The organism is Brevundimonas sp. (assembly GCF_036963785.1).
In the GTDB taxonomy this organism is placed as follows: domain Bacteria; phylum Pseudomonadota; class Alphaproteobacteria; order Caulobacterales; family Caulobacteraceae; genus Brevundimonas.
Genome location: NZ_JBALUS010000002.1, coordinates 62822 through 83421 on the forward strand (window position 1 = coordinate 62822; position 20600 = coordinate 83421).

A 20600-nucleotide genomic window follows, 5' to 3' on the forward strand; every position below is an offset into this window, starting at 1 on the left:
GGATCAGGCGCTGACCAGCAGCGACAGCTGGCGCGGGGAGGCGTCGCGGCCGCCTTCCTCGATCTCGCGGTCGAGCAGACGCGTGGGATAGTCACCGGTGAAATAGTGGTCGGTGAACTGGGGATTGGCCGGGTCACGCGGACCGGCCTCCATGGCGGCATAGAGGCCGTCGACCGACAGGAAGCCAAGGCTGTCGACCTCGAGGTGAGCGCGCATTTCCTCGAGCGTCTTGTTGGCAGCCAGCAATTGCTCGCGCTCGGGCATGTCGATGCCGTAGAAGTCGGGGAAGAGGATCGGCGGGCTGGCCGAGCGCAGATGCACCTCGGTGGCGCCTGCGGCCCGCACGGCGCGGACCAGCTTGACCGAGGTGGTGCCGCGCACGATGGAGTCGTCGATCAGCACGACGCGCTTGCCCTCAATAACCGAGCGGTTGGGGCTGTGCTTCATGCGCACGCCCTTTTGCCGGGCGCCCTGGCTGGGCTGGATGAAGGTGCGGCCCAGATAGTGGCTGCGGATGATGCCCATCTCATAGGGAATGCCGCTGGCCTGGGCATAGCCGAGCGCGGCGGGCACGCCCGAGTCGGGCACCGGCACCACGACATCTGCATCGATGGCGTGCTCTTGCGCCAGGCCCTGGCCCATGCGCTTGCGCACCTCATAGACCGAGCGGCCGTTCACCACGCTGTCGGGGCGGGCGAAATAGACATATTCGAACAGGCACGGCCGGGCGGCGCGCGCCGGGAAGGGCTTGAGCGAGCGCAGGCCGTGTTCGTCGATCACCACGACCTCGCCGTGCTCGACGTCACGCACGAAGACCGCGCCCATGGTGTCGAGCGCGCAGGTCTCGGAGGCCAGAACCCAGGCGTCGCCGAGGCGGCCCAGCACCAGCGGGCGGATGCCCAGCGGGTCGCGCGCGCCGATCATCTTCTTGGGCGTCTGGGCGACCAGGGCATAGCCGCCCTCGATCCGGGCGAGGGCGTCGATGAAGCGATCCACCACCCGGGCCTTCCGGCTGCGGGCGATGAGGTGAAGGATGACTTCGGAGTCTGACGTCGACTGGAAGATGGCGCCCTCGGCGACCAGCTGGTTCCGCAGGAACAGGAAGTTGGTCAGATTGCCGTTGTGGGCGACCGCGATGCCGCCGGTATCCAGATCGGCAAACATCGGCTGGATGTTGCGCAGGAAGCTGCCGCCCGAGGTCGAATAGCGGGTGTGACCGACCGAGGCGCTGCCGGGCAGGCGGCCGGTGAGGTCCGTGCTGCCAAAGGCCTCGCCCACCAGCCCGACGTGGCGCTCGGTGTGGAAATGGGTATCGGCGACGCTGGCGATGCCGCAGGCTTCCTGCCCGCGATGCTGCAGGGCGTGCAGACCGAGCGCGACAATGGAGGAGGCTTCGTTCCCGGGGGCGCCCCAGACGCCGCAGACGCCGCACTCCAGACGCAGCTGGTCGTCGTCGCTCTCGCGCTCGGGCCAGTGGTGGACGACAGGATCGGCGAGGCGGTGGGACATCGTCGGCGGCTCCGATGACCTGGGGGGAAACAACTAGCGGGCGGTGTCGGGCGAGTTAGGCCCTGTTTGTGTTTTCGGCAAGGCGTCGTCGCCGGAAAACCCTTGGCGTACGGAGGAATCCACCACGGGGGCGAGGGCGTCGGCCCCGCGTCCGATGCCCGGCAGGACGAACTGGATGGCCCGCGCTGCGCCGGCGCTGACCCCATAAAGACTGGCCTCGCCCAGCCACCGGGGCGTGCGTTCGCCCGGCATGGCGGCCACCACGACCAGATGAATGGCGCCCAGCAGGACGAGGGCGCGGGTCAGCCCGACAAAGATGCCGAAAACGCGGTCGATACCGGCCAGATGCGGATGGGCCTGGGCCCGGCGGGACAGCGTCGACCCCACAATCCGGACTCCGAAATAGACCAGCAGGAAGGTGGCCAGGGCGGCCATCAGGGTGCCGGCCCAGTCCGGATCGATCATGGCCTTGCCGACCGGGGCCGACAGCGGCAGGGCGATCAGGGCGATGAAGGCCGCCAGCACGAAGCTGAGCAGGGTCAGCAGTTCCCGCGTGCCCCCACGAATCCAGCCCGCGGCGCCGGACGCCAGAAGGATCAGTACGGAAAAGACGTCCCAGGCGGTCACGATGCAAACCTTCCGTCATCCTCGGGCTTGACCCGAGGATCGGTCTGGCAGCCCGATAGAGAAATGGCCCGGCCTTTGGAAAGATTCCGTGTCACGCGCATCGGTCCCCATAGCGGATGCACCGATCCTCGGGTCAAGCCCGAGGATGACGACGCCAGATTCCCTAATACCGGTTTTGCGAGATTCGTTCGACCGCTTCGGCCAGGCGGCTGAGCGAGGTGGCGGCGATGTCGGTCGGCTCGTGACTGAGCGGGGGACACAGGGCCTTGTCAAAGCCCAGCTTCATGGCCTCCCGCAGGCGGGCCTCGGCCCGGCCGACGGCGCGGACCTCGCCCGACAGACCGATCTCACCGAACACCACACACCCCTTGGGCAGCGGCACATCACAGACCGAACTGATCAGGGCGGCGGCCGCGGCAAGGTCGGCCGCGGGCTCATTGATCTTCAGCCCGCCGGCGACGTTCAGATAGATGTCGCGGTCCCCGAAGCCGAGGCCGCAGCGCGACTCCAGCACCGCCAGCACCATGGCCAGACGGCCCGAGTCCCAGCCCACCACCGCGCGGCGCGGCGTGCCATAGGCGGAGGGGGCCGACAGGGCCTGAATCTCGACCAGAACCGGTCGTGACCCTTCGATACCGGCAAATACAGCGGTGCCCGGCTCACGCTCGGCCCGGTCCCCGTTCTGGTCGCCGAGGAACAGGGCGGAGGGGTTGGTCACCTCGCGCAGGCCTGTGTCGCCCATTTCGAAGACGCCGATCTCGTCGGTCGCACCAAAGCGGTTCTTGCCGGCCCGCAGGACCCGGAAGGGATAGCCGCGCTCGCCCTCGAAGTTCAGGACCGCATCAACCATGTGCTCGACCACGCGCGGACCGGCGACCTGTCCGTCCTTGGTGACGTGGCCGACCAGGATCATGGCCGGCCCCCCCGCCTTGGCCAGCCGCACCAGCTCGGAGGCGCAGGCCCGCACCTGGACGATGGAGCCGGGCCCGGCCTCGTGCACATCAGACCACAGGGTCTGAATGGAATCGATGACCACCAGATCGAACGCCTCGCGTTTCAGCGTCGCCACGATCTCGCGCAACGCCGTGGCCGAGGCCAGCGCCACATCGGCCTGCGACAGCCCCATGCGCCGGGCGCGCGAGCGGATCTGTTCTACCGCCTCCTCACCCGACAGATAGGCGACCTTGGCCCCCTTCAGGGCCGCCCGGGCGCAGACTTCCAGCAACAGGGTCGACTTGCCGACGCCGGGGTCACCACTGATCAACAGGGCCGAGCCGGGCACCAGCCCGCCGCCGCAGACCCGGTCGAACTCGCTGACGCCGGTGATCAGGCGCGCCGGTTCGGGGCTTTCGGACTTCAGATCCTCGAACTGGATGCCGCGCGCCCGCTTGGTCGCTGCCGGCTTGAGCGCCCCCGGTGGCGCCCCGCCGACCTCCTCGGTCAGGCAGTTCCACTCGCCGCAGGCCGAGCACTGACCGGCCCATTTGGCATGGACGGCCCCGCAGACGCGGCAGATGTATTGGGATGAGTCACGAGCCATGCGGTTCGCTTACACCGATTTCGGTGCCGGGCGCAGAGGGTCAGGAGTGGCCTGCGACCGATCCTGACGTAGCCTCAGCCGGTGTAGGTGCGATCCACCCGACTGCCGACCGAGGTCAGCAGCTCATAGGCGATGGTGCCGGTGTCGCGCGCGGCATCGTCGATGGGGCGGTTGGAGCCGAACAACTCGACCCGGTCGCCCTCGGCCACATCGAGCCCGGTGACGTCGACCGCCAGGGCGTCCATGGAAATCCGCCCCAGAATGGGCCGCAGATGTCCGGCCACGAAGACCTGCCCCCGGGGACTGGTGGCGCGCATCACCCCGTCGGCATAACCGGCGCCGACGGTGGCGACGGTCAGGGGCTGGTCTGCGATCGTGCCCCGGGCATAGCCGACGCTCTCGCCGACCGGCACATGTCGAACCTGCAGGATGGGCGCGCTGAAGGTGGCGACCGGCCGGATGCGGGTGTCCGGCCGTCCCTCGGGTCCGCCGCCCCACAGACTGATCCCGGGGCGTACCGCATCGAAAGCGTAGTCGGGGCCCAGGAAACAGCCGCCTGAATTGGCGAAGGAGGCGGGTATGCCGGGATAGCGACTGCGGACGGCGGCGAAGGTGTCGCGCTGCTGCCGGTTCATCGGGCTGTCAGGCTCGTCGGCGCAGGCGAGGTGGCTGATCACCAATTCCAGCCCGGGGAAGGCGGCAGGGGCCTGTTCCGGACGGAACCCCAGCCGGTTCATGCCGGTATCGATGTGCAGCCCGCACCGTCCGCCGCCGGCTTCCTGCCAGCGGGCCAGCTGGTCCCCGTGATTGATGACCGGGCGGAGGTCGGCCTCCCGCAGGGCTGCCGCGGCACCCTCGGTGCATCCGTCCAGCACATAGATGACGGGGGCCGGTCCCATGGCATCGCGCAGGGCCAGACCCTCGACCAGACGCGCGACGAAGAAGGTGCGCGCGCCCGCCTGCATCAGGCGGGTCACACAGGCCTCGGCCCCCAGCCCATAGGCATCCGCCTTAACCACCGGCTGCACAGGCCGCCCGGTCAGGCGCGCGAGACAATCATGGTTGGCGGCGAGGGCGTCGAGATCGACCGACAGGCGGGCACGGGTCATCTCGCCCTTATGCCGCACCTGCGAAGAGAACGGAACGCCCGGTCCCTACTATCGCCGTTCGCGCGCCTGTGTTCTCAGGGTCTGGAGCCGGGTCATGTAGACAGAGGCGTAGTTGATGGCATTGCCATAGTTGACGAAGGCACGCCCGTCGGCAGGGGACGAGATGTAGGACCCGGCCATGAGACCGCCGGAGAGCCGGTAGACCGTGCGCCCGTCCGGCAGGGTCTCGACAAGCTCGCTGCCCTCGCCCTCATAGCTGGGCACGTCGGTCCGGTTGAGATCCATGACGAGATAGCGCGCGGCCAGCGCGTGCGCATTGTCGATCTCGGCCCGGATCAGGCGCCCGTCGTCCTTAAGCCACTCGCGGGTCAGGAAGAACGCGATCTCGGCGTCGGTCAGCCGGTTGTCGACGGCGTCTTCCAGTTCCTTGGTCATGGCGCGATGGGCGTCGGTGCCTTCTTCGGGCAGGGCGCCGTTCTCGTCCCGCGCGCTGTTGCGGATCGAGACGACCAGCTCTTCTTTCAGCTCCGGGGTCAACACCGGGATCGGCAGCTGGCGGGACTCATAAACGAAGGTGTTTCGATAGGTCGGGCCGACCAGTTCAGACTTGGGCGGCGACCCTTCCGGGAAATAGGGCGTCGCATAGGGCAGGGACGCACTGCTGTAGGTCGAGGTCACCGTGATCCGGAGCGCGCTGGAGTCGGTCGACAGCACATAGCTGGCTGCGACCTCGATGGCGTCGTCCTCGGATGCGACCGAGGTGATGCGCTGGACGGCCGACACATCGGAAAAGGACACGGCCGCTTCGGGCGCCGAGGTCGGGACCAGCCCTGTCAGATTGCCGGTCAGGGACGACGTCAGGGCGTCGAGCGGGATGACATCGGCGACCTCGCCGGCGGCCTGCGATGCCCGACCGCTGGGCCCGTAGTTCATCATCGCGTCAATGCCTGCAGACACCAGGGCCCCGATCAGGCCGTAGGGCGCGCCCGCGACCGAGCTGTCCGACATCACCCAGCTCTTGCCGATCCCGTAGTCGTTCTCGACCACCAAGACCCGGGTCGGACCCATGGCGGCGATCTGGTCGGCATTGAGCGGTCGGGCCTGCGGCACGGGTGTCGCACAGGCAGCAAGAGACAGCGCGCCGAGCGCGACAAGCAAAATACGCATGGAATCCCCCTGGAAGAAGGGCGACCCCCCGTCGCCACTTGACCTTGATTTATTGACGGTTTTCGAAGCCTGTCAATCCGCGGTTTCGGGAATTCTACTCGTAGCTGCTGCTGTCGTAGCGGTTGTCGTGGGCCAGATTGCCGAAGCGGGTGGTGTCGGCGTCGAAGGACAGGCGGACCGTGCCGATGGGGCCGTGGCGCTGCTTGCCGATGATGACCTCGGCAACGTGCTGCAGCTGGTCCATGTCCTGCTGCCACTTCAGGTGTTCCTCTGTGCCCTCGCGCGGCTCGGAGCGGCCCAGGTAATAGCTTTCGCGATAGACGAACATGACGACGTCGGCGTCCTGCTCGATCGAGCCGGATTCGCGCAGGTCGGACAGCTGGGGCCGCTTGTCGTCGCGGCTTTCGACCTGACGCGATAGCTGCGACAGGGCCAGAACGGGGACGTTCAGCTCCTTGGCCAGGGCCTTGAGGCCGCCGGTGATCTCGGACACCTCCTGCACGCGGTTCTTCTGGTTATTGGCGTCGCCGACGGTCAGGAGCTGCAGATAGTCGACGATGATCAGGTCCAGGCCATGCTCCTGACGCTTCAGGCGGCGCGCGCGGGCGGCCATTTTCGAGATGGCCAGACCGCCGGTGGCGTCGATGTAGAGCGGGCTTTCGCCGATCTCGATGGCGGCGTCGCGCAGCCGGCCATAGTCCGAGGCGTCGATCTCGCCCTTGCGCAGGCGGTCGGACGAAATGCCGGAGGCATCCGCCAGGATCCGCATGGCCAGCTGTTCGGCGCTCATTTCCAGCGAGAAGAAGGCGACCACGCCACCCGAGACGGTCTTGCGGCCCTCGGGCGTCGGCTCCCAGCGATAGTTGCGGGCCACGTTGAAGGCGACGTTGGTGGCCAGCGAGGTCTTGCCCATCGACGGGCGCCCCGCGAGGATCAGCAGGTCGGAGGGGTAGAGACCGCCCAGCTTCTGGTCGAGGTCGTCCAGCTGTGTGGCCAGTCCGGCCAGCTTGCCGTCGCGCTGATAGGCTTCGCCCGCCATCTGAACGGCGCCGGCGAGGGCCTGGGAAAAGCTGACAAATCCGGACGAGGGCTTGCCGGTCTCGGCCAGGGTGTAGAGCGACTGCTCTGCGGCTTCGATCTGGTCGAGGGCCGGGGTTTCCGGATCGGGCGCGGCGCGGCTGATGTCACCGCCGATGCGGATCAGATCCCGCCGCAGCGCGAGGTCATAGATGACCCGGGCATAGTCGGGGGCATTGGCAGCCGGCGGGGCGCGGTCGACCAGATCGGCCAGATAGCGCAGGCCGCCGAACTGTTCGAAGGCCGGATCCTGTTTGAAGCGACCCATCAGCAGGGTCGGCTCGGCCAGCAGGCCCTGACGGATGTGGTCCTCGATCACATCATAGAGGCGCTGGTGGAACGGCTCGTGGAAATGGCTGCCGCGCAGCTTCTCGGACAGGCGTTCGAAGGCGGCATTGTCGAACAGCAGACAGCCCAGCAGCGCCTGCTCGGCTTCGAGGTTATGCGGCAGGGACTGGGGACCGGAGTCCGACAGAGACAGGGGGGCGAGGGCGTTCATGGGTTAACTCTTACCCCTCCCTGCGTCAGGCGCGGTCGCAAAGCTGTCGATAGACTGCCCGCGTTGTGGACGGATGAAATCGAACCACGAAAAAGGGGATGCACCGGCCGGTGCATCCCCTTCATTCATGGGCAGTCAGTCGGAGCGGGAGGCGATCAGGCCTCTTCGCCCAGGCCGTCTTGCTGGCCGGCGCCGCCTTCGATCATGTCCTGGGCAGCCTCTTCGGCCGCCTGGCGCTCATCGTCGAATTGCGAGCGGATGACGTCTTCACCCTTGGCCTGACGCTCGGCTTCGTCCAGCGAACGGGCGACGTTCATCTTGACGGTGGCCGAGACCTCGGCGTGCAGGCGAACCAGCACTTCGTGGACACCCAGCACCTTGATCGGCACGTGCAGAACGATCTGGCTGCGCTCGACCAGGCCGCCTTCGGCGCGGATGGCCTCGGCGACGTCGCGACCGGCGACCGAACCGTACAGCTGACCGGTTTCACCGGCCTGACGGATCATCACATAGGTCTGGCCGTCGATCTTGTCGGCGATCTTCTGGGCCTCGGCCTTGTTCTTGTCGTTGCGGGCCTCGATGGCGGCGCGTTCGACTTCGAAGGCTTTCAGGTTGGCGGCAGTGGCCCGACGCGCCTTGTCGCGCGGCAGGAGGAAGTTACGGGCGAAGCCGTCCTTGACGGACACGACGTCGCCGATGGCGCCGAGGTTCTCGACGCGTTCAAGCAGAACGACCTTCATATCACTTCACCACATAAGGCAGGAGGGCCAGGTAACGCGCGCGCTTGATGGCCTTGGCCAGCAGGCGTTGCTTCTTCTGCGACACGGCCGTGATCCGCGACGGGACGATCTTGCCACGCTCGGAGATGTAGCGTTGCAGCAGCTTGACGTCCTTGTAGTCGATCTTCGGGGCGTTATCGCCGGAGAACGGGCAGACCTTGCGACGACGGAAGAACGGACGACGGGCGGGGCCGTCGCCCACCGGGGCGCCCGGCTTGGGGGCCGCGTTGGAGGATTGGGTATCGGTCATGGGGCCGGTCCTTATTCCGAAGCGTTGGAAGAATCGTCGCGGGGCGTGCGTTCACGCTCGCGCTCACGACGGGCCAGAAGCGGCGACAGTTCCAGGTCGAGTTCCTCGACGCGGACGGTCAGCCAGCGCAGCACGTCTTCGTTGATCGACAGCTGACGCTCGACCTCGGCCATGGCGGCCGGCGGGGCATCAATGGCCATCAGCGAATAGTGAGCCTTGCGGTTCTTCTTCACGCGATAGGTCAGGTTGCGCAGACCCCAGTACTCGATCTTGGCGACAGCTCCGCCGCCTTGTTCGATAAGGCCCTTGATCGTTTCATTGAGGGCTTCGGCCTGTTGCGCGCTGATATCCTGGCGCGACATGACCGTGTGCTCGTATAGAGCCATCGTCATCTCCCATGTAGGGTTCGGCGCACGGAGGACCGGGTAGTCGACCGAACGATGGCTCCCGAAGCGGCGGCAGGGATGACTTCCCGGCCCTTTTACATTCCGATTTCGGGACCGAAGCCCTGGAAAGCGGCGGCCTATAGGGGGTTTTCGGCCAAACAGCAAGCGTTCCGGGCCCATGAGCGGCGCTGCCTGCGACGGAATGGTTGCAACGGTTTATTGTTCGGGAAGCATGGACACTCTATCTTCGCCGTATGACCCAACGCTGGACGCCTGATAGCTGGAGATCAAAGCCCGTCGTGCAGATGCCGACGGACTATCCCGACGCGGGCGCCCTGGCCGGCGTCGAGGACGAGCTGCGGGCCCTGCCGCCGCTGGTGTTTGCCGGTGAGGCGCGGCGCCTGACCGATCGCCTGGCCCAGGTCGAGGCGGGCAATGCCTTCCTGCTGCAGGGCGGGGACTGCGCCGAGAGCTTCAAGGAGTTCTCGACCGACAATATCCGCGACACCTTCCGGCTGATCCTGCAGATGGCCGTCGTGCTGACCTTTGCGGGGCGCAAGCCTGTGGTGAAAGTCGGCCGTATCGCCGGCCAGTTCGCCAAGCCGCGCTCGTCGTCGGTCGAGATGATCGATGGCGTCGAACTGCCCAGCTATCGCGGCGACATCATCAACGGCATGGGCTTCAATCCGACCGAGCGGGTGCCCGATCCGCAGCGCCTGCTGAAAGCCTATCACCAGTCGGCCTCGACCCTGAACCTGCTGCGCGCCTTTGCCGGCGGCGGCTATGCGGACCTCTACAATATCCATCGCTGGACGCTGGGCTTCGCCGCCGACAACTCATACGGCGCGCGCTATCGCGAACTGGCCGACAAGATCGGCGAGGCCCTCGCCTTCATGGAAGCGGTCGGCGTGACGCCCGAGAGCCATCCGGACCTGTCGCGCGTCGAGGTGTTCACCAGCCATGAGGCGCTGCTGCTCAATCTGGAAAGCGCCCTGACGCGCCTGGACGGGGCCAGCGGCGAGTGGTTCGACACCTCGGCCCATATGGTCTGGATCGGCGAGCGCACCCGCCAGCCGGACGGCGCCCATGTCGAGTTCGCGCGAGGTATCAAGAACCCGATCGGCCTCAAGTGCGGTCCGACCATGGAGCCCGAAGACCTGCTGCGGCTCCTGGACATCCTCAACCCCGACAACATCCCCGGCCGGATGACCCTGATCGGGCGGTTCGGCTCGGACAAGGTGGGCGAGCGCCTGCCGCGGCTGATGCGCGATATCAAGGCTGCCGGTCGCCGGGTCGTCTGGTCCATCGACCCGATGCACGGCAATACGCTGAAGGCGGGCAATGGCTACAAGACCCGGCCGTTCGAGCGGATCCTGAGCGAGGTCCGGACCTTCATCGACGTGGCCGAATCCGAGGGTGTGCACCCGGGCGGCGTGCATCTGGAGATGACCGGCCAGAACGTCACCGAATGTCTGGGCGGCGCACAGATGCTGACCGAAGACGACCTCAGCAGCCGCTATCACACCCATTGCGACCCGCGCCTGAATGCCGACCAGGCGCTGGAGCTGGCCTTCCTGGTCGCCGAGCGACTGAAATCCGGGCGGCAATCCCGCTCTGCAGCAGCCTGAGGCCGCGATGGCCAGGGGACGCGTCGCCTATCAGGGTGCGCCGGGGTCGTTCAGTCATCAGGCCTGCGCGGTGTTGCGCCCGTGGGACGAGGCCATTGGCCACGACACGTTTGAGGCCGCGATCCAGTCCGTTCATGACGGGCAGTGCGACTGCGCCCTGATCCCCGTCGAGAACTCGCAGATCGGAGACGTTCAGCCGGCGAGTCGGCTGGTCGAAGCTTCGGGGCTGGCTGTGCTGGCCGAGGTGTGGCGTCCCATCCGGCTGGCCCTGATGGCCCCACGGGGCACCCGCCTGTCGGATGTGCGCACGGTGGAGAGCCATCCGGCAGCCCTCGGGCAGTGCGTGGGTACCCTGGCATCGCTGAACCTCAAGGCGGTGGAAGCCTTCGACACGGCCGGCGCAGCGCGCGCAGTGGCCGATGCAGAGGATTCGACACGCGCGGCGCTCGCCCCCGCCGGCGCCGCCGAGATCTACGGGTTGTCGATTTTGCGCAACGACATGCAGGATTCCGCCGATAACCGCACGCGGTTTGTCCTCCTCGGGCGGGAAGGCGCTTGACGGCGCACGATTTCTGCGGGCATCACCGATCCATGGCCTCCAAGCGCGCCCTGACTGCCGCTTTTGACGCCCGCGATTTCGCGGCGTCGGCCCCCTATGCCTATGGCGTCTATTTCTACGGCTTTCGATACGCCGGCTGAGGCGTCCGGACCTTGCTCCTGACCCCTCACCGGCGACCGCTCCTGATGGAGCGGCGGACCTCGGCCTCACCGATCCTCCCCTTCGAAAGCTCTGCAGATGACCCTGACCCTTGTGAAATCCCCCGACGAAGCCGCTGAAGCGGAACGCCTGACCCTGGCGGCGTTGCGGCACGAAATCGACCAGCTCGACAACGAAATGGTCGCCCTGTTCCAGAAGCGGCTGGCCCTCGCGGACCGTGTCGGCCTGGCCAAGGACGCCCCGACCGGCGGCTATGTGAAGCTGCGGCCGGACCGCGAACAGGCCGTTCTCGCCCATGTGCTGCAGCAGGCAAAGCCGGATACCCGGGAGGCCGTCGAGGCCCTGTGGCGCGAGGTCGTCGGCCACGGTCTGGCGCGTCAGGGCCAGCTGTCGGTGCGGGTCTGGGCCCCGGTTGAGCCGGCGCGTGCCTTCGATGCGGCCCGGCTGCGTTTCGGTCGAGCCGCCGAACTGAAGACCGAGCGGGATCCGCAGGCCGCCCTGGCCTTTGCCGCAGAGGGGAAGGGGATCGCCGTTCTGGCCATCAATGCCGGAGACCCCTGGTGGATGGGCCTTCGCCGCGAGTGGGCGGCACTCAGCGTCTTCGAAGGCTTCGGCAAGGACATTCCAACGTCGCTGGCGGTCGGGCGGATCGACCCGTCGGCCCTGCCGCGCGGCGACCGGGTTCTGGTGACCGCCGGGGGTGACGCCGGTGACGGCTCGGGCGCGGGACGTCGGGGGCTCGATACCCACCACGGCTGGACCCTGTCGCTGACCTCGTCGCCGGTCGTCCCCGGTGGCCCGGAGGGCTGCGTCGGCGCGATCGCCTGACGGGGCGGGTCAGACCGCCATATTGTCGATCAGCCGGGTGCGCCCCAGCCAGGCGGCAGCCAGTATCCGCATTGGCCGGTCGGTGGCGGCCGCGAGCGGGCTGAGCGTGTCGGCATCGCGGACCGCGATGTAGTCCACGCTGGCAAAGCCGTCCGCGAGCAGGGCGGCGGTGGCCTCCTGCTCGACCGTGGCGATCGAGACGCCTTCCCGAACGCGGGCGGCGGCCGCGGCCAGCCGACCATTGAGCCGCCGGGCGATCGTCAGCTCCTCTTCGCTGAGATACGCATTCCGTGACGACAGGGCGAGGCCATGCCCGTCGCGCTCGGTCGGCACGCCGACGATGCGCGTGGGAATGTCGAGATCGGCGGCCAGCCGGGCGATGACCCGCAGCTGCTGATAGTCCTTCTCGCCGAACAGGGCGGCGTCAGCCTGCACCTGGTTCAACAGTTTGGCGACCACGATGGCGACCCCGCCGAAGAAGTGCGGGCGGTGGTCCGTCTCCAGCCCGAGGGCGGGGCCGTCCATGGCGATACGGGTGGCGAAGCCCGGGGGGTACATGGCTGACGCGGTCGGCGCGTAGAGCAGGTCGCAACCGGCCTCAGCCAGCAGGGTCGCATCGCGCTCCAGCGTGCGCGGATAGGTGTCGAGGTCCTCGTGCGCCGCGAACTGGGTCGGGTTGACGAAGACGCTGGTGACCACGCGCCGCGCTTCCATGCGGGCTTGCTCGACCAGCCTCAGGTGGCCGTCATGCAGGGCACCCATGGTGGGCACGAAGGCCACGGTCTCGCCTGCCGCGCGCCAGCCGGCCACGACGCGCCGCAGGTCTGCCGGGGTGGCGGCGTGGGGCAGAGGCAGAGCGGCTGAGTCCATGGTTGAGACCGGATTTACCTTCTCGCTTAAGCCTACTTGTGCACGGGGCTGCAACGGAGGCCGGGTAGGGTGGCCTTATGACGTCCGCAGAAGTCCTTCGTCCAGTGCAGAAGCGCCGCGTTGTACGGGCCCTGACCCTGGGTCTGGCCCTCAGCGCGAGCGGCTGTGGCTGGGTTGAGCATGATCCGCACCGCTTTGAGCAGATGGCCGAGCGCGTCGCCGCCATCCCCGTCAGCCTGGACCGGCCCGGCAAGACCCCGCTGGAAACGCCCCGCAAGGCCGCCGAGATGGGTCTGCGCGAGGGCCGCCCCGGCGCTGTCCGGGTCGAGGTGATGGATCCCCATGACCTGTGGGAAGCGCGTGACGGGGCCATGGAGGGCCTGGTGCAGGCGGCCGCTCCGGCCATCGCCGAAGCCGCCGTCGATGAGGTCGAGAAGCGGGTCACCGCGGCAGTGCCCCAGATGCGCGCCCGTCCGGTCTCAACGCGCCGGGAAGCGGAGGATGCCTCCCTGGTCCAGCTGGGCGCGTTCGGCACTGAGGCCTCGGCTCGCACGGCCTGGGCCCGTATCCGCTCCGCCGCGCCCGAGGCGCTTGCCGGCCTGACGCCGCGCTTCGAGCCGGTGACGGTCGATGGCCGCTCGCTGGTCCGCCTGAAGGTGGCCGTGCCCGCATCGGGTGCCGCCGCCGTCTGTGCCGCTGCGCGCATCCGGGATCCTTGGTGCCAAAGAGGCACGTGAGGCCCGGAACCGCACGAGCCTTCCGATGAGACGTTGACCCCGAGGGGTCTGCCCCCGATTTTGCGCCCGGGCCCCGCATGAGTCGCGGGATGGGACAGAGTGCATGAGCCAGCCGAGAGTTATCGTCGTCGGGAATGAGAAGGGGGGGGCCGGCAAGTCCACCCTGGCGATCCATATCGCCGTGGGGCTCCTGTACTCGGGCCGCAGCGTGGCGCTGCTGGACCTGGACCTGCGGCAGCGGTCGATGGCGCGCTTCTTCGACAACCGCAAGGCCTGGATGCTGGCCAACGGGCAGAAGCTGCCGCTGCCGGTCGAGCCCGACCTTGGGGACGGCAAGGCGCTGGCCAGGGCCGGCGAAGAGGAACAGCTGGCGCGTTTCGAGCAGGCCTTTGCCGAAGCGCGGCGCATAGCCGATGTGGTGCTGATCGACACGCCGGGCGGGGACACGATCCTGTCGCGGAAGGCGCACGGGCTGGCCGACCAGATCGTCACGCCGATGAACGACAGCTTCGTCGACTTCGACCTGCTGGGGCAGGTGGACCCGGTCACGCTGGACCTGATCCGGCCCTCGATCTACTCCGAGAGCGTGTGGGAGGCCCGCAAGAACCGGGCGATCGCAGGGGGCACGCCGATCGACTGGGTCGTGGTCACCAACCGCCTGTCGGTGGCGGCGGCGCGGAACCGGCAGCGGCTGACCGACCGGCTCAAGAAGCTGTCGAAGCGGATCGGCTTCCGGATGGGGCCGGGCCTCAGGGACCGGGTCATCTACCGCGAGCTGTTCCCCTTTGGGCTGACGGTGGCGGACCTGTCGAACGACATCCGGCCGGTGGCGGTGTCGCTGGCCCATGTGGCGGCGCGGCAGGAGATGCGGTCGCTGATGATGGCGCTGGGCCTGGAGGGGGCCGAGGCGGCCTTTGATGTGACGGAATGATCCTTTTGGCGGTCCTTGCGGTGGGGGTGGCCTTCTGGGCGCTGGTGCTGCTGGGCCGGCGGGCGGACGCGAACCGGCGGCAGGGGGCCATGCCGGTCGAGCAGGCCCGGTCCCTGCTGGGGGTCGGAACGGACGCCACCCCGGCCGAGGTCAACGCCGCCTGGCGCCGCCTGATGGGCCGGGCCCATCCGGACCAGGGCGGCACCGAAGGGCTGGCGGCCCAGCTGAACGCCGCGCGCGACGCCCTGCTGAAGCGGCGTTAAAGCACCGCCAGCAGCTCGACCTCGAACAGCAGGACGGAGTTCGGCGGGATCTCGCCGCCGACCCAGCGGTCGCCGTAGGCCAGCGCAGCGGGGATCACGAACTGATACGTCTCGCCCTCGCGCATCAGGGCCACGCCCTCGGTCCAGCCCTTGATGACGCGGTTCAGCGGGAACTCGGCCGGTTCGTTGCGGCTGTACGAGCTGTCGAACTCGCGCCCGTCGATGAAGGTGCCGCGGTAGTGGACGCGGACCGTGTCGGTGGCCGCGGGCTGGCGGCCGTCCGGGTTGGCGCGGCCGACGCGGCGGTACTGCAGGCCGCTGTCGGTGGTGGTCCAGCCCCGTCGACCGTCGTTCCAGGCGAGATAGGCGGCCTGACCGGCTTCCCACCCTGCCTGGCTGGGAACGACGTCGGGGGCGGGCGCGGCAGTGGCGCAGGCGGTGAGCGCCAGGGCGGCCAGCGGAATCAGGGCGATACGGTGCAGCTTCATGCGGTGACGCTATCAGGCCGGCTCAGCGAGGCAAGCGGGATCAGTCGGGGCGCACGACCATACAGGTGACATTGCGGGCCGAGAGGGTCTCGCACGCCGCGCGGGCATCCGCTTCGGTGAAGCCGGTGAAGCGCGACCGGTACCAGCCGGAGGCCTCCTCGACCGTTTGCCCGGTACCCCGGAAGGTGGTGCGGAAGCGACGGTTGACCTCGGTGAGCCAGTCGGCGGCCACGGTCCGGTCGCGGAAGGCGCCGACCTGGACGCTCCAGGTGCCGGCAGCCGGGCGGCGGGCGGGGGTGTCGCTGTTCAGGCGCGCGGTCGTATTCGACGGCAGGACGGCCGGTCCCGAGGTCAGGACGACATCCGGGTCGCGATCACCCATGGCCTGGGCGAGGGGGGCTGGCGGTGAGGCCGCCTGCGACGACGGGACATAGGGCTGGGGCGTGGTGGAGGCATAGACGACCGGCGGCGCGATCTCGGGGCCGATGCCGTAGCCCTTTTGCTCGAAGTAGAGCTGGGCGACCTCGATGCGTTCGCCGTGCGCGCGCTTCTCGGCGATCTCGAAGCCGGTATCCATCAGCTCGGCGACGTGGGCGTTGCGGGTGGCGCTGGAGCGTCCGCCCAGCACGACCGTGATCAGGCGGCGGCCATCGCGAACGGCGGAGGCGGCGAGGTTGTAGCCCGAGGCATTGATGTAGCCGGTCTTGATGCCGTCATAGCCCTGACCCGAGCGCAGCAGGCCGTTGGTGTTCCGATAGTCGCGGCCCTGATAGGTCCAGCTGGAGACACCGAAGAAGCGGTAATACTGCGGATAGTCGCGCATGACGGCGCGCGACAGGACGGTCAGGTCGCGGGCCGTGGTGATCTGGCGGCTGTCGGGCAGGCCGTTGGCATTGACGAAGCGGCTGTCGGTCATGCCGAGCGCCTCGGCCTTGAGCGTCATCATGGCGGCAAAGCGGGCCTCGGACCCGGCAACATGTTCGGCGAGAGCGACGGCCATGTCATTGGCCGAGCGGAGGGCCGTGGCCTGGATGGCGTCGGCAACCGTGATGGTCTGACCCGCAGCCAGACCCAGTTTGGACGGCGGCTGGGAGGCGGCGCGCGGGGAGACGCGGATGACATCGTCCAGCTGGATGCGGCCCTCGGTGATCGCCTCGAACACCAGATACAGGGTCATGACCTTGGTGATGGAGGCCGGATAGCGGCGGCTGTCGGCGTGACGGGCGAACATGACCTCGCCGGTCTGGGCATCGACCACAATGGCGGCATAGCGCAGGTTCTCGCGGCTGTGCGCCTCGGGCGTAAACGCGCCGGGCAGGGGCCCGACGGTCAGCAGCGACAGGGACAGGAGGAGGACGACCGTACGCCGGAAAAGGAGGGTCATGAGCGGTTTCTGCCTTACTGGATCAATACCTACGCATACTCACGCGACCCGGACGCAGAGCGGGCCGCACAGGCGGAAAGGCCTTACCCTATCATGTAGATCAGGGGTTTCATCGGGGTTAAGGCGCGATCAACAGACTTGTGATGAGGGCGGGGTGGCGAGCGGTGGTGCGTCAGTCGCCGGGTGGGGGAAACCCGTCTGAATAGTCTGGAATGCCTCCTCCCTGTTGCGGAGCAATGGGCAGGTGGCGCGGCGCATCTTGCGCCGTGACGGAGGGGTTCTGGGGCGGAGGCTGAGGGCTGTGCGCGGGGTGAAGATCCCCTCCACCACTTCGTGGTCCCCCTCCCCATCTGAGATGGGGAGGAGACGCTGCATCCTCCCGCAATTTACCGTCTGAACCGTCTGAACGGTCTGAAATCGACTCGTCGCCATACCGGTCGTCATCCTCGGGCTTGACCCGAGGATCGGTGTCATCCGTGACGTGGGCCATGGGGGCAGGGTCTGTGCCGGGACGGACGCCGACTGCCCGCTCCGATCCTCGGGTCAAGCCCGAGGATGACGGGGATTTGCCCCCGGCCAATGCGTGCGCCATCGCCTGGATTTCGGCGACCTGGGCTTCGAGGGCGTCCATGAGGGGGTTGGGTTTCGCCTGCGGTACTGCCCCCTCCACCCCAACGCCTTGCGCTGCGGTCCCCCTCCCCCGAGGGGGGGTAGTTATATACTTGACAAAGCACCGTTGAATCCGTAGGGTTTTCCTACTGGAGCAACGCAATGAACCTGACCGACCCGATCTTCACCTGTGCCGACAAGGCCCGCGCCCATCTGGAGCGCACCCGCTGGCCCCACGGCCCGGTGTGCCCGCACTGTGGCGTCATCAATGAAGCGACCGAGATCAAAGGCCGCAGCGCCCGCGCTGGCCTCTACCAGTGCAACGCTTGCCGCGACCAGTTCACGATCACCGTTGGAACCGTCTTTGAGCGCTCCAAGGTGCCGCTCAATAAGTGGCTGCTGGCCACCTACCTGATGGCGTCCTCAAAGAAGGGCATCAGCGCCCACCAGATCGGCCGCACCATCGGCGTGACCTACAAGACCGCTTGGTTCATGTGCCACCGCATCCGCGAGGCCATGACCGAAACGAACCCCGCTCCCCTTGGTGGCGAGGGCAAGACCGTTGAAGCCGACGAAACCGTCATCGGCGGCAAGGAAAAGAACAAGCGCCTGTCAAAGCGCAACCCGAAGAACATCGGCGCGGTCGGCAAGCAGATCGCCTTCACGCTCATTGAGCGCAACGGCCGTGCCCGCTCGTTCCATGTCGCCAACGTCACCGGCAAAACCCTGAACCCGATCCTTCGCACTCAGGTCCGTCGTGAAAGCATCCTGATGACCGACGAAGCGGGCCAGTATCGCAATGTCGGCACCGAGTTCGCCGCACACGGCAAGGTCAACCACGGCCTGAACGAATACGTCCGCAAGGGTGACGCCACGATCCATTCCAACACGGTCGAGGGCTTCTTCTCGCTCCTCAAGCGCGGGATCATCGGGACGTTCCATCACGTCTCAGAAGCGCACCTGTCGCGCTACCTTGCAGAGTTCGACTTCCGCTATTCCAACCGTATCGGCCTTGGCGTGAACGACACGATGCGCACCGATGAAGCCCTGCGTGGCATCGGCGGCAAGCGCCTGATGTATCGGCGGACTGACGAAGCCGCTTACGCGTAAGCAGAAGGCTCGCCGCCTGTGGACGCTCCGCAAGCGCGGCTATTGGAACAAAAAGGGAATCGCGCCAAAAGGTTAAAGCCCAGCCGTGTTCGCGCACGACCGGGCTTTTTCTCCAACCGCTGTAGGGCAGCGACCAGATGTTTCAGGACCACCAATATCAAGTGAATCGGTGTTTCGGTCAACGCTCTCCGGCAACGCATAAGGAAAGCGTTATATGGCAGTTCATTTGGTCATGATCCGCATTCAAAGCGGACCGGACTACTCAGAGCGGAGGTCCGCCACCGTCGCCAAGATTTATGAAGAGGGCGGCGGTGCGGTTGATGTGTGGGACGAGCCCACGTCGTCCTACATTCTGAAAAGCGAGAAGACAGCATCCGGGCTTTGCGACGCGATCTACTTCGATGCCCCGATCTATGAGGACCGGGACATGATCGCGGTCGTGAACCTCTCGGTGAAAGGAGCGGGCTGTTATTCGGCCCGAGGCCTCGCCTATCCCCACCTTCTTAAGAAGCTGATGGGCGCGCGATAAGGAACCAGTGATGAGGCTCCACGGGGACGCGGAGAACGGTGTGGCACACCCACAGCGCCAGCTTAAGCCGCAACTTCCGTCCTAGCGTCATCTGTCATTCTCCGGCGCGGCCTTCGGGTCGCGCCCCTCTTTCTTCTCGTGCGGCTTGTGCGGCGTGTTCACGAGGTTTCGCAGAACCCGCTCGAATTCTTCGTCGGCTTCCGGCGACTCTGGCTTAGGCTCTTCGGTCATGACAAAGCGTCCTGGAATTCAATATTGGCCCCTTGGTCGCCTCGGCCATGCGGACGAAATTCGGGAGCATTTCTCCGAAGAGGCCGCACTCATCGGCACCCTCACGATACTCTGGAACAACCACGAAATCGACCTAAGCCGCCTGTTCACATACTTGGTCGGCGGAAAGCACTCATACGCCTACGCGATATGGGCCAGACAACCCACTCACAAGGCCAGACGCGACCTGCTGGAGCTGGCACTAGAGCACGGGGATCTAGACGAGCCCCGCCGCGTCCAGCTTGCCGAAATCATCAAGGGCACGAAGGCGATTGCGGACCAGAGAAACGACCTGATCCACGCTGAGTATGTGGTCCACTCAAGAACCGACCGGCTTCATGCCAAGGTGCGCGCGCCGAACTCAGCGAAGCCGCCCACTTACCACGGAAGCTCGGTCAAAGACCTACAGCGCATCATAGACGAACTAGGCCGCCTCAACGGGATCACATCCCAGCTGATAGTGGACCTTTACGACCGGGATGGCAGCATGAGGCAGTCTATCGCTGCTGTTGCTGCCACATTGCGCGGAAAAGGCTCTTGGCCATCTCAGGGAAATCCACGAAGCGGTTCTCCCCCTCCGTCTGACCCCCAAGAGTCCTGACAAGCTCCGCAACCCCCGCCTCGATCATAGCGGGGGTCACGTCGATAGCACCGGCCTGTCCCGTCGAATCGCTAAACTGGTCCGTCTGCTTTGTCACGTATATAACTACCCCCGAGGGGGGAGGATTACCGGCTTCCGGGCCATGTCCAGCAGGGTGCGGTGCAGGCGCATCCAGCGGCCGGCTTCGGTGGCGTGGCCTTTCAGGATGGCGCGGTTGAGGCGGATCAGGGCGTGGGCGGCCATGTCGGCATAGTCGGGCAGGCCGGCCTCAAGCTCGGCGTCGAGGTCGACGGGTTCGGGTTCGGGCTGGTCCTGACGGCGCCAGCCCTCGGCGGCGGCGCGATTGCGCAGGGTTGAGACGCGCATGCCGTAGCGGTCGCAGACCACGGCGGCCGACTCCCCCGCCAGATAGTCGGCCCGGGCGCGGGCCCAGGTGGCGTCCGAGGCGCGGTGATGGCCGGAACGTATGGAAGGTTCACGCTCGGCGAAGATGCCGGCGCATTCGTCGTCGATGCTGGCCCGGTCGGGGTCGTAGGCAGGATCGTGTCCGGGCCAGTCATTGGGCCAGTAGCCCTGATCGGTGGAATTGGGGTCGTGCGGGTCCATCGGGTCCTCCCTGTCTTCAACCGGCCAGTGTGCGGGGGCGGCCGGGCAGGGCGGGGAGAATGGCGGTCAGGACGGGGAGAGTGCT

General features: G+C 67.1%; 23 protein-coding genes. 9 read left to right on the plus strand and 14 right to left on the minus strand.

Translation table 11 applies throughout. The features are described from left to right. Window positions 1-3: 3 nt before the first annotated feature. From purF to rpsF, 9 genes are all read right to left on the minus strand, one after another. The gene (gene purF / locus V7672_RS03725; protein ID WP_335623357.1) at window positions 4-1509 is read right to left on the minus strand and encodes an amidophosphoribosyltransferase; all 1506 of its coding nucleotides are present in this window, start codon (window positions 1507-1509) and stop codon (window positions 4-6) included. 33 nt (window positions 1510-1542) lie between these two features. Next, window positions 1543-2136 carry a CvpA family protein gene (locus V7672_RS03730; protein WP_335623358.1) on the minus strand — a complete coding sequence of 198 codons (594 nt, stop codon included), beginning with the start codon at window positions 2134-2136 and terminating at the stop codon, window positions 1543-1545. Between the two features lie 163 nt (window positions 2137-2299). After that, window positions 2300-3676, minus strand: coding sequence for a DNA repair protein RadA (gene radA, locus V7672_RS03735; protein WP_335623359.1), 1377 nt, complete (start codon window positions 3674-3676; stop codon window positions 2300-2302). Window positions 3677-3750: 74 nt separating this feature from the next. After that, a complete protein-coding gene (alr, locus tag V7672_RS03740) occupies window positions 3751-4785 on the minus strand; it encodes an alanine racemase (RefSeq protein ID WP_335623360.1) in 1035 nt (344 codons plus the stop codon). A 48-nt stretch (window positions 4786-4833) separates the two neighbouring features. Further along, window positions 4834-5952 carry a hypothetical protein gene (locus tag V7672_RS03745; RefSeq protein WP_335623361.1) on the minus strand — a complete coding sequence of 373 codons (1119 nt, stop codon included), beginning with the start codon at window positions 5950-5952 and terminating at the stop codon, window positions 4834-4836. Window positions 5953-6046: 94 nt separating this feature from the next. Next, complete coding sequence (locus V7672_RS03750) at window positions 6047-7528, minus strand: replicative DNA helicase (RefSeq protein WP_335623362.1); 1482 nt, start codon at window positions 7526-7528, stop codon at window positions 6047-6049. 155 nt (window positions 7529-7683) lie between these two features. Further along, window positions 7684-8268 carry a 50S ribosomal protein L9 gene (rplI, locus tag V7672_RS03755; protein ID WP_335623363.1) on the minus strand — a complete coding sequence of 195 codons (585 nt, stop codon included), beginning with the start codon at window positions 8266-8268 and terminating at the stop codon, window positions 7684-7686. Between the two features lies 1 nt (window position 8269). Next, window positions 8270-8557, minus strand: coding sequence for a 30S ribosomal protein S18 (gene rpsR, locus V7672_RS03760; RefSeq protein WP_123286383.1), 288 nt, complete (start codon window positions 8555-8557; stop codon window positions 8270-8272). A gap of 11 nt (window positions 8558-8568) precedes the next feature. Continuing rightward, entirely contained in the window at window positions 8569-8943 is a 375-nt protein-coding gene (gene rpsF, locus V7672_RS03765) for a 30S ribosomal protein S6 (RefSeq protein WP_335623364.1), read from the minus strand. Window positions 8944-9197: 254 nt separating this feature from the next. On the opposite strand from rpsF, the gene V7672_RS03770 reads away from it, so the two are divergent. The 3 genes from V7672_RS03770 to V7672_RS03780 all read left to right on the plus strand — a co-directional run bounded on the left by V7672_RS03770 (window position 9198) and on the right by V7672_RS03780 (window position 12117). Next, entirely contained in the window at window positions 9198-10571 is a 1374-nt protein-coding gene (locus V7672_RS03770) for a class II 3-deoxy-7-phosphoheptulonate synthase (protein WP_123286385.1), read from the plus strand. 7 nt (window positions 10572-10578) lie between these two features. Further along, the gene (locus V7672_RS03775; protein WP_335623365.1) at window positions 10579-11130 is read left to right on the plus strand and encodes a prephenate dehydratase domain-containing protein; all 552 of its coding nucleotides are present in this window, start codon (window positions 10579-10581) and stop codon (window positions 11128-11130) included. A gap of 237 nt (window positions 11131-11367) precedes the next feature. After that, window positions 11368-12117, plus strand: a complete 750-nt coding sequence (locus tag V7672_RS03780; RefSeq protein WP_335623366.1) for a chorismate mutase — start codon at window positions 11368-11370, stop codon at window positions 12115-12117. A gap of 9 nt (window positions 12118-12126) precedes the next feature. On the opposite strand, the gene panC is transcribed toward V7672_RS03780, so the two are convergent. Beyond that, window positions 12127-12987, minus strand: coding sequence for a pantoate--beta-alanine ligase (gene panC, locus V7672_RS03785; RefSeq protein WP_335623367.1), 861 nt, complete (start codon window positions 12985-12987; stop codon window positions 12127-12129). Window positions 12988-13064: 77 nt separating this feature from the next. Here panC and V7672_RS03790 point away from each other — a divergent pair, with 77 nt between their 5' ends. From V7672_RS03790 to V7672_RS03800, 3 genes are all read left to right on the plus strand, one after another. Further along, window positions 13065-13724, plus strand: a complete 660-nt coding sequence (locus V7672_RS03790) for an SPOR domain-containing protein (protein ID WP_335623368.1) — start codon at window positions 13065-13067, stop codon at window positions 13722-13724. A 103-nt stretch (window positions 13725-13827) separates the two neighbouring features. Beyond that, complete coding sequence (locus V7672_RS03795; protein ID WP_335623369.1) at window positions 13828-14655, plus strand: division plane positioning ATPase MipZ; 828 nt, start codon at window positions 13828-13830, stop codon at window positions 14653-14655. Continuing rightward, window positions 14652-14918: a hypothetical protein gene (locus tag V7672_RS03800; RefSeq protein WP_335623370.1), complete on the plus strand. Its 267-nt coding sequence runs from the start codon at window positions 14652-14654 to the stop codon at window positions 14916-14918. The genes V7672_RS03795 and V7672_RS03800 overlap by 4 nt, the downstream gene beginning before the upstream one ends. Here V7672_RS03800 and V7672_RS03805 read toward each other — a convergent pair. Together V7672_RS03805 and V7672_RS03810 are read right to left on the minus strand one after the other, a co-directional pair. Next, window positions 14915-15406: an FKBP-type peptidyl-prolyl cis-trans isomerase gene (locus V7672_RS03805; protein ID WP_442888815.1), complete on the minus strand. Its 492-nt coding sequence runs from the start codon at window positions 15404-15406 to the stop codon at window positions 14915-14917. The two genes, V7672_RS03800 and V7672_RS03805, sit on opposite strands and share 4 nt — an antisense overlap. Before the next feature lie 40 nt (window positions 15407-15446). After that, window positions 15447-16790, minus strand: a complete 1344-nt coding sequence (locus V7672_RS03810) for a D-alanyl-D-alanine carboxypeptidase (RefSeq protein WP_335623371.1) — start codon at window positions 16788-16790, stop codon at window positions 15447-15449. A 771-nt stretch (window positions 16791-17561) separates the two neighbouring features. Here V7672_RS03810 and V7672_RS03815 point away from each other — a divergent pair. Together V7672_RS03815 and V7672_RS03820 are read left to right on the plus strand one after the other, a co-directional pair. After that, entirely contained in the window at window positions 17562-18509 is a 948-nt protein-coding gene (locus tag V7672_RS03815; protein ID WP_335623372.1) for an IS1595 family transposase, read from the plus strand. Window positions 18510-18741: 232 nt separating this feature from the next. Beyond that, the gene (locus V7672_RS03820; RefSeq protein WP_335623373.1) at window positions 18742-19038 is read left to right on the plus strand and encodes a hypothetical protein; all 297 of its coding nucleotides are present in this window, start codon (window positions 18742-18744) and stop codon (window positions 19036-19038) included. Between the two features lie 87 nt (window positions 19039-19125). On the opposite strand, the gene V7672_RS03825 is transcribed toward V7672_RS03820, so the two are convergent. After that, window positions 19126-19269 (minus strand): hypothetical protein, encoded by a 144-nt coding sequence (locus tag V7672_RS03825; protein WP_335623374.1) that lies wholly within the window; start codon window positions 19267-19269, stop codon window positions 19126-19128. On the opposite strand from V7672_RS03825, the gene V7672_RS03830 reads away from it, so the two are divergent. Beyond that, window positions 19268-19909, plus strand: coding sequence for a hypothetical protein (locus V7672_RS03830; protein WP_335623375.1), 642 nt, complete (start codon window positions 19268-19270; stop codon window positions 19907-19909). The two genes, V7672_RS03825 and V7672_RS03830, sit on opposite strands and share 2 nt — an antisense overlap. A gap of 105 nt (window positions 19910-20014) precedes the next feature. Here V7672_RS03830 and V7672_RS03835 read toward each other — a convergent pair whose 3' ends face one another. Then, entirely contained in the window at window positions 20015-20515 is a 501-nt protein-coding gene (locus V7672_RS03835; protein WP_335623376.1) for a hypothetical protein, read from the minus strand. Window positions 20516-20600: the final 85 nt, after the last annotated feature.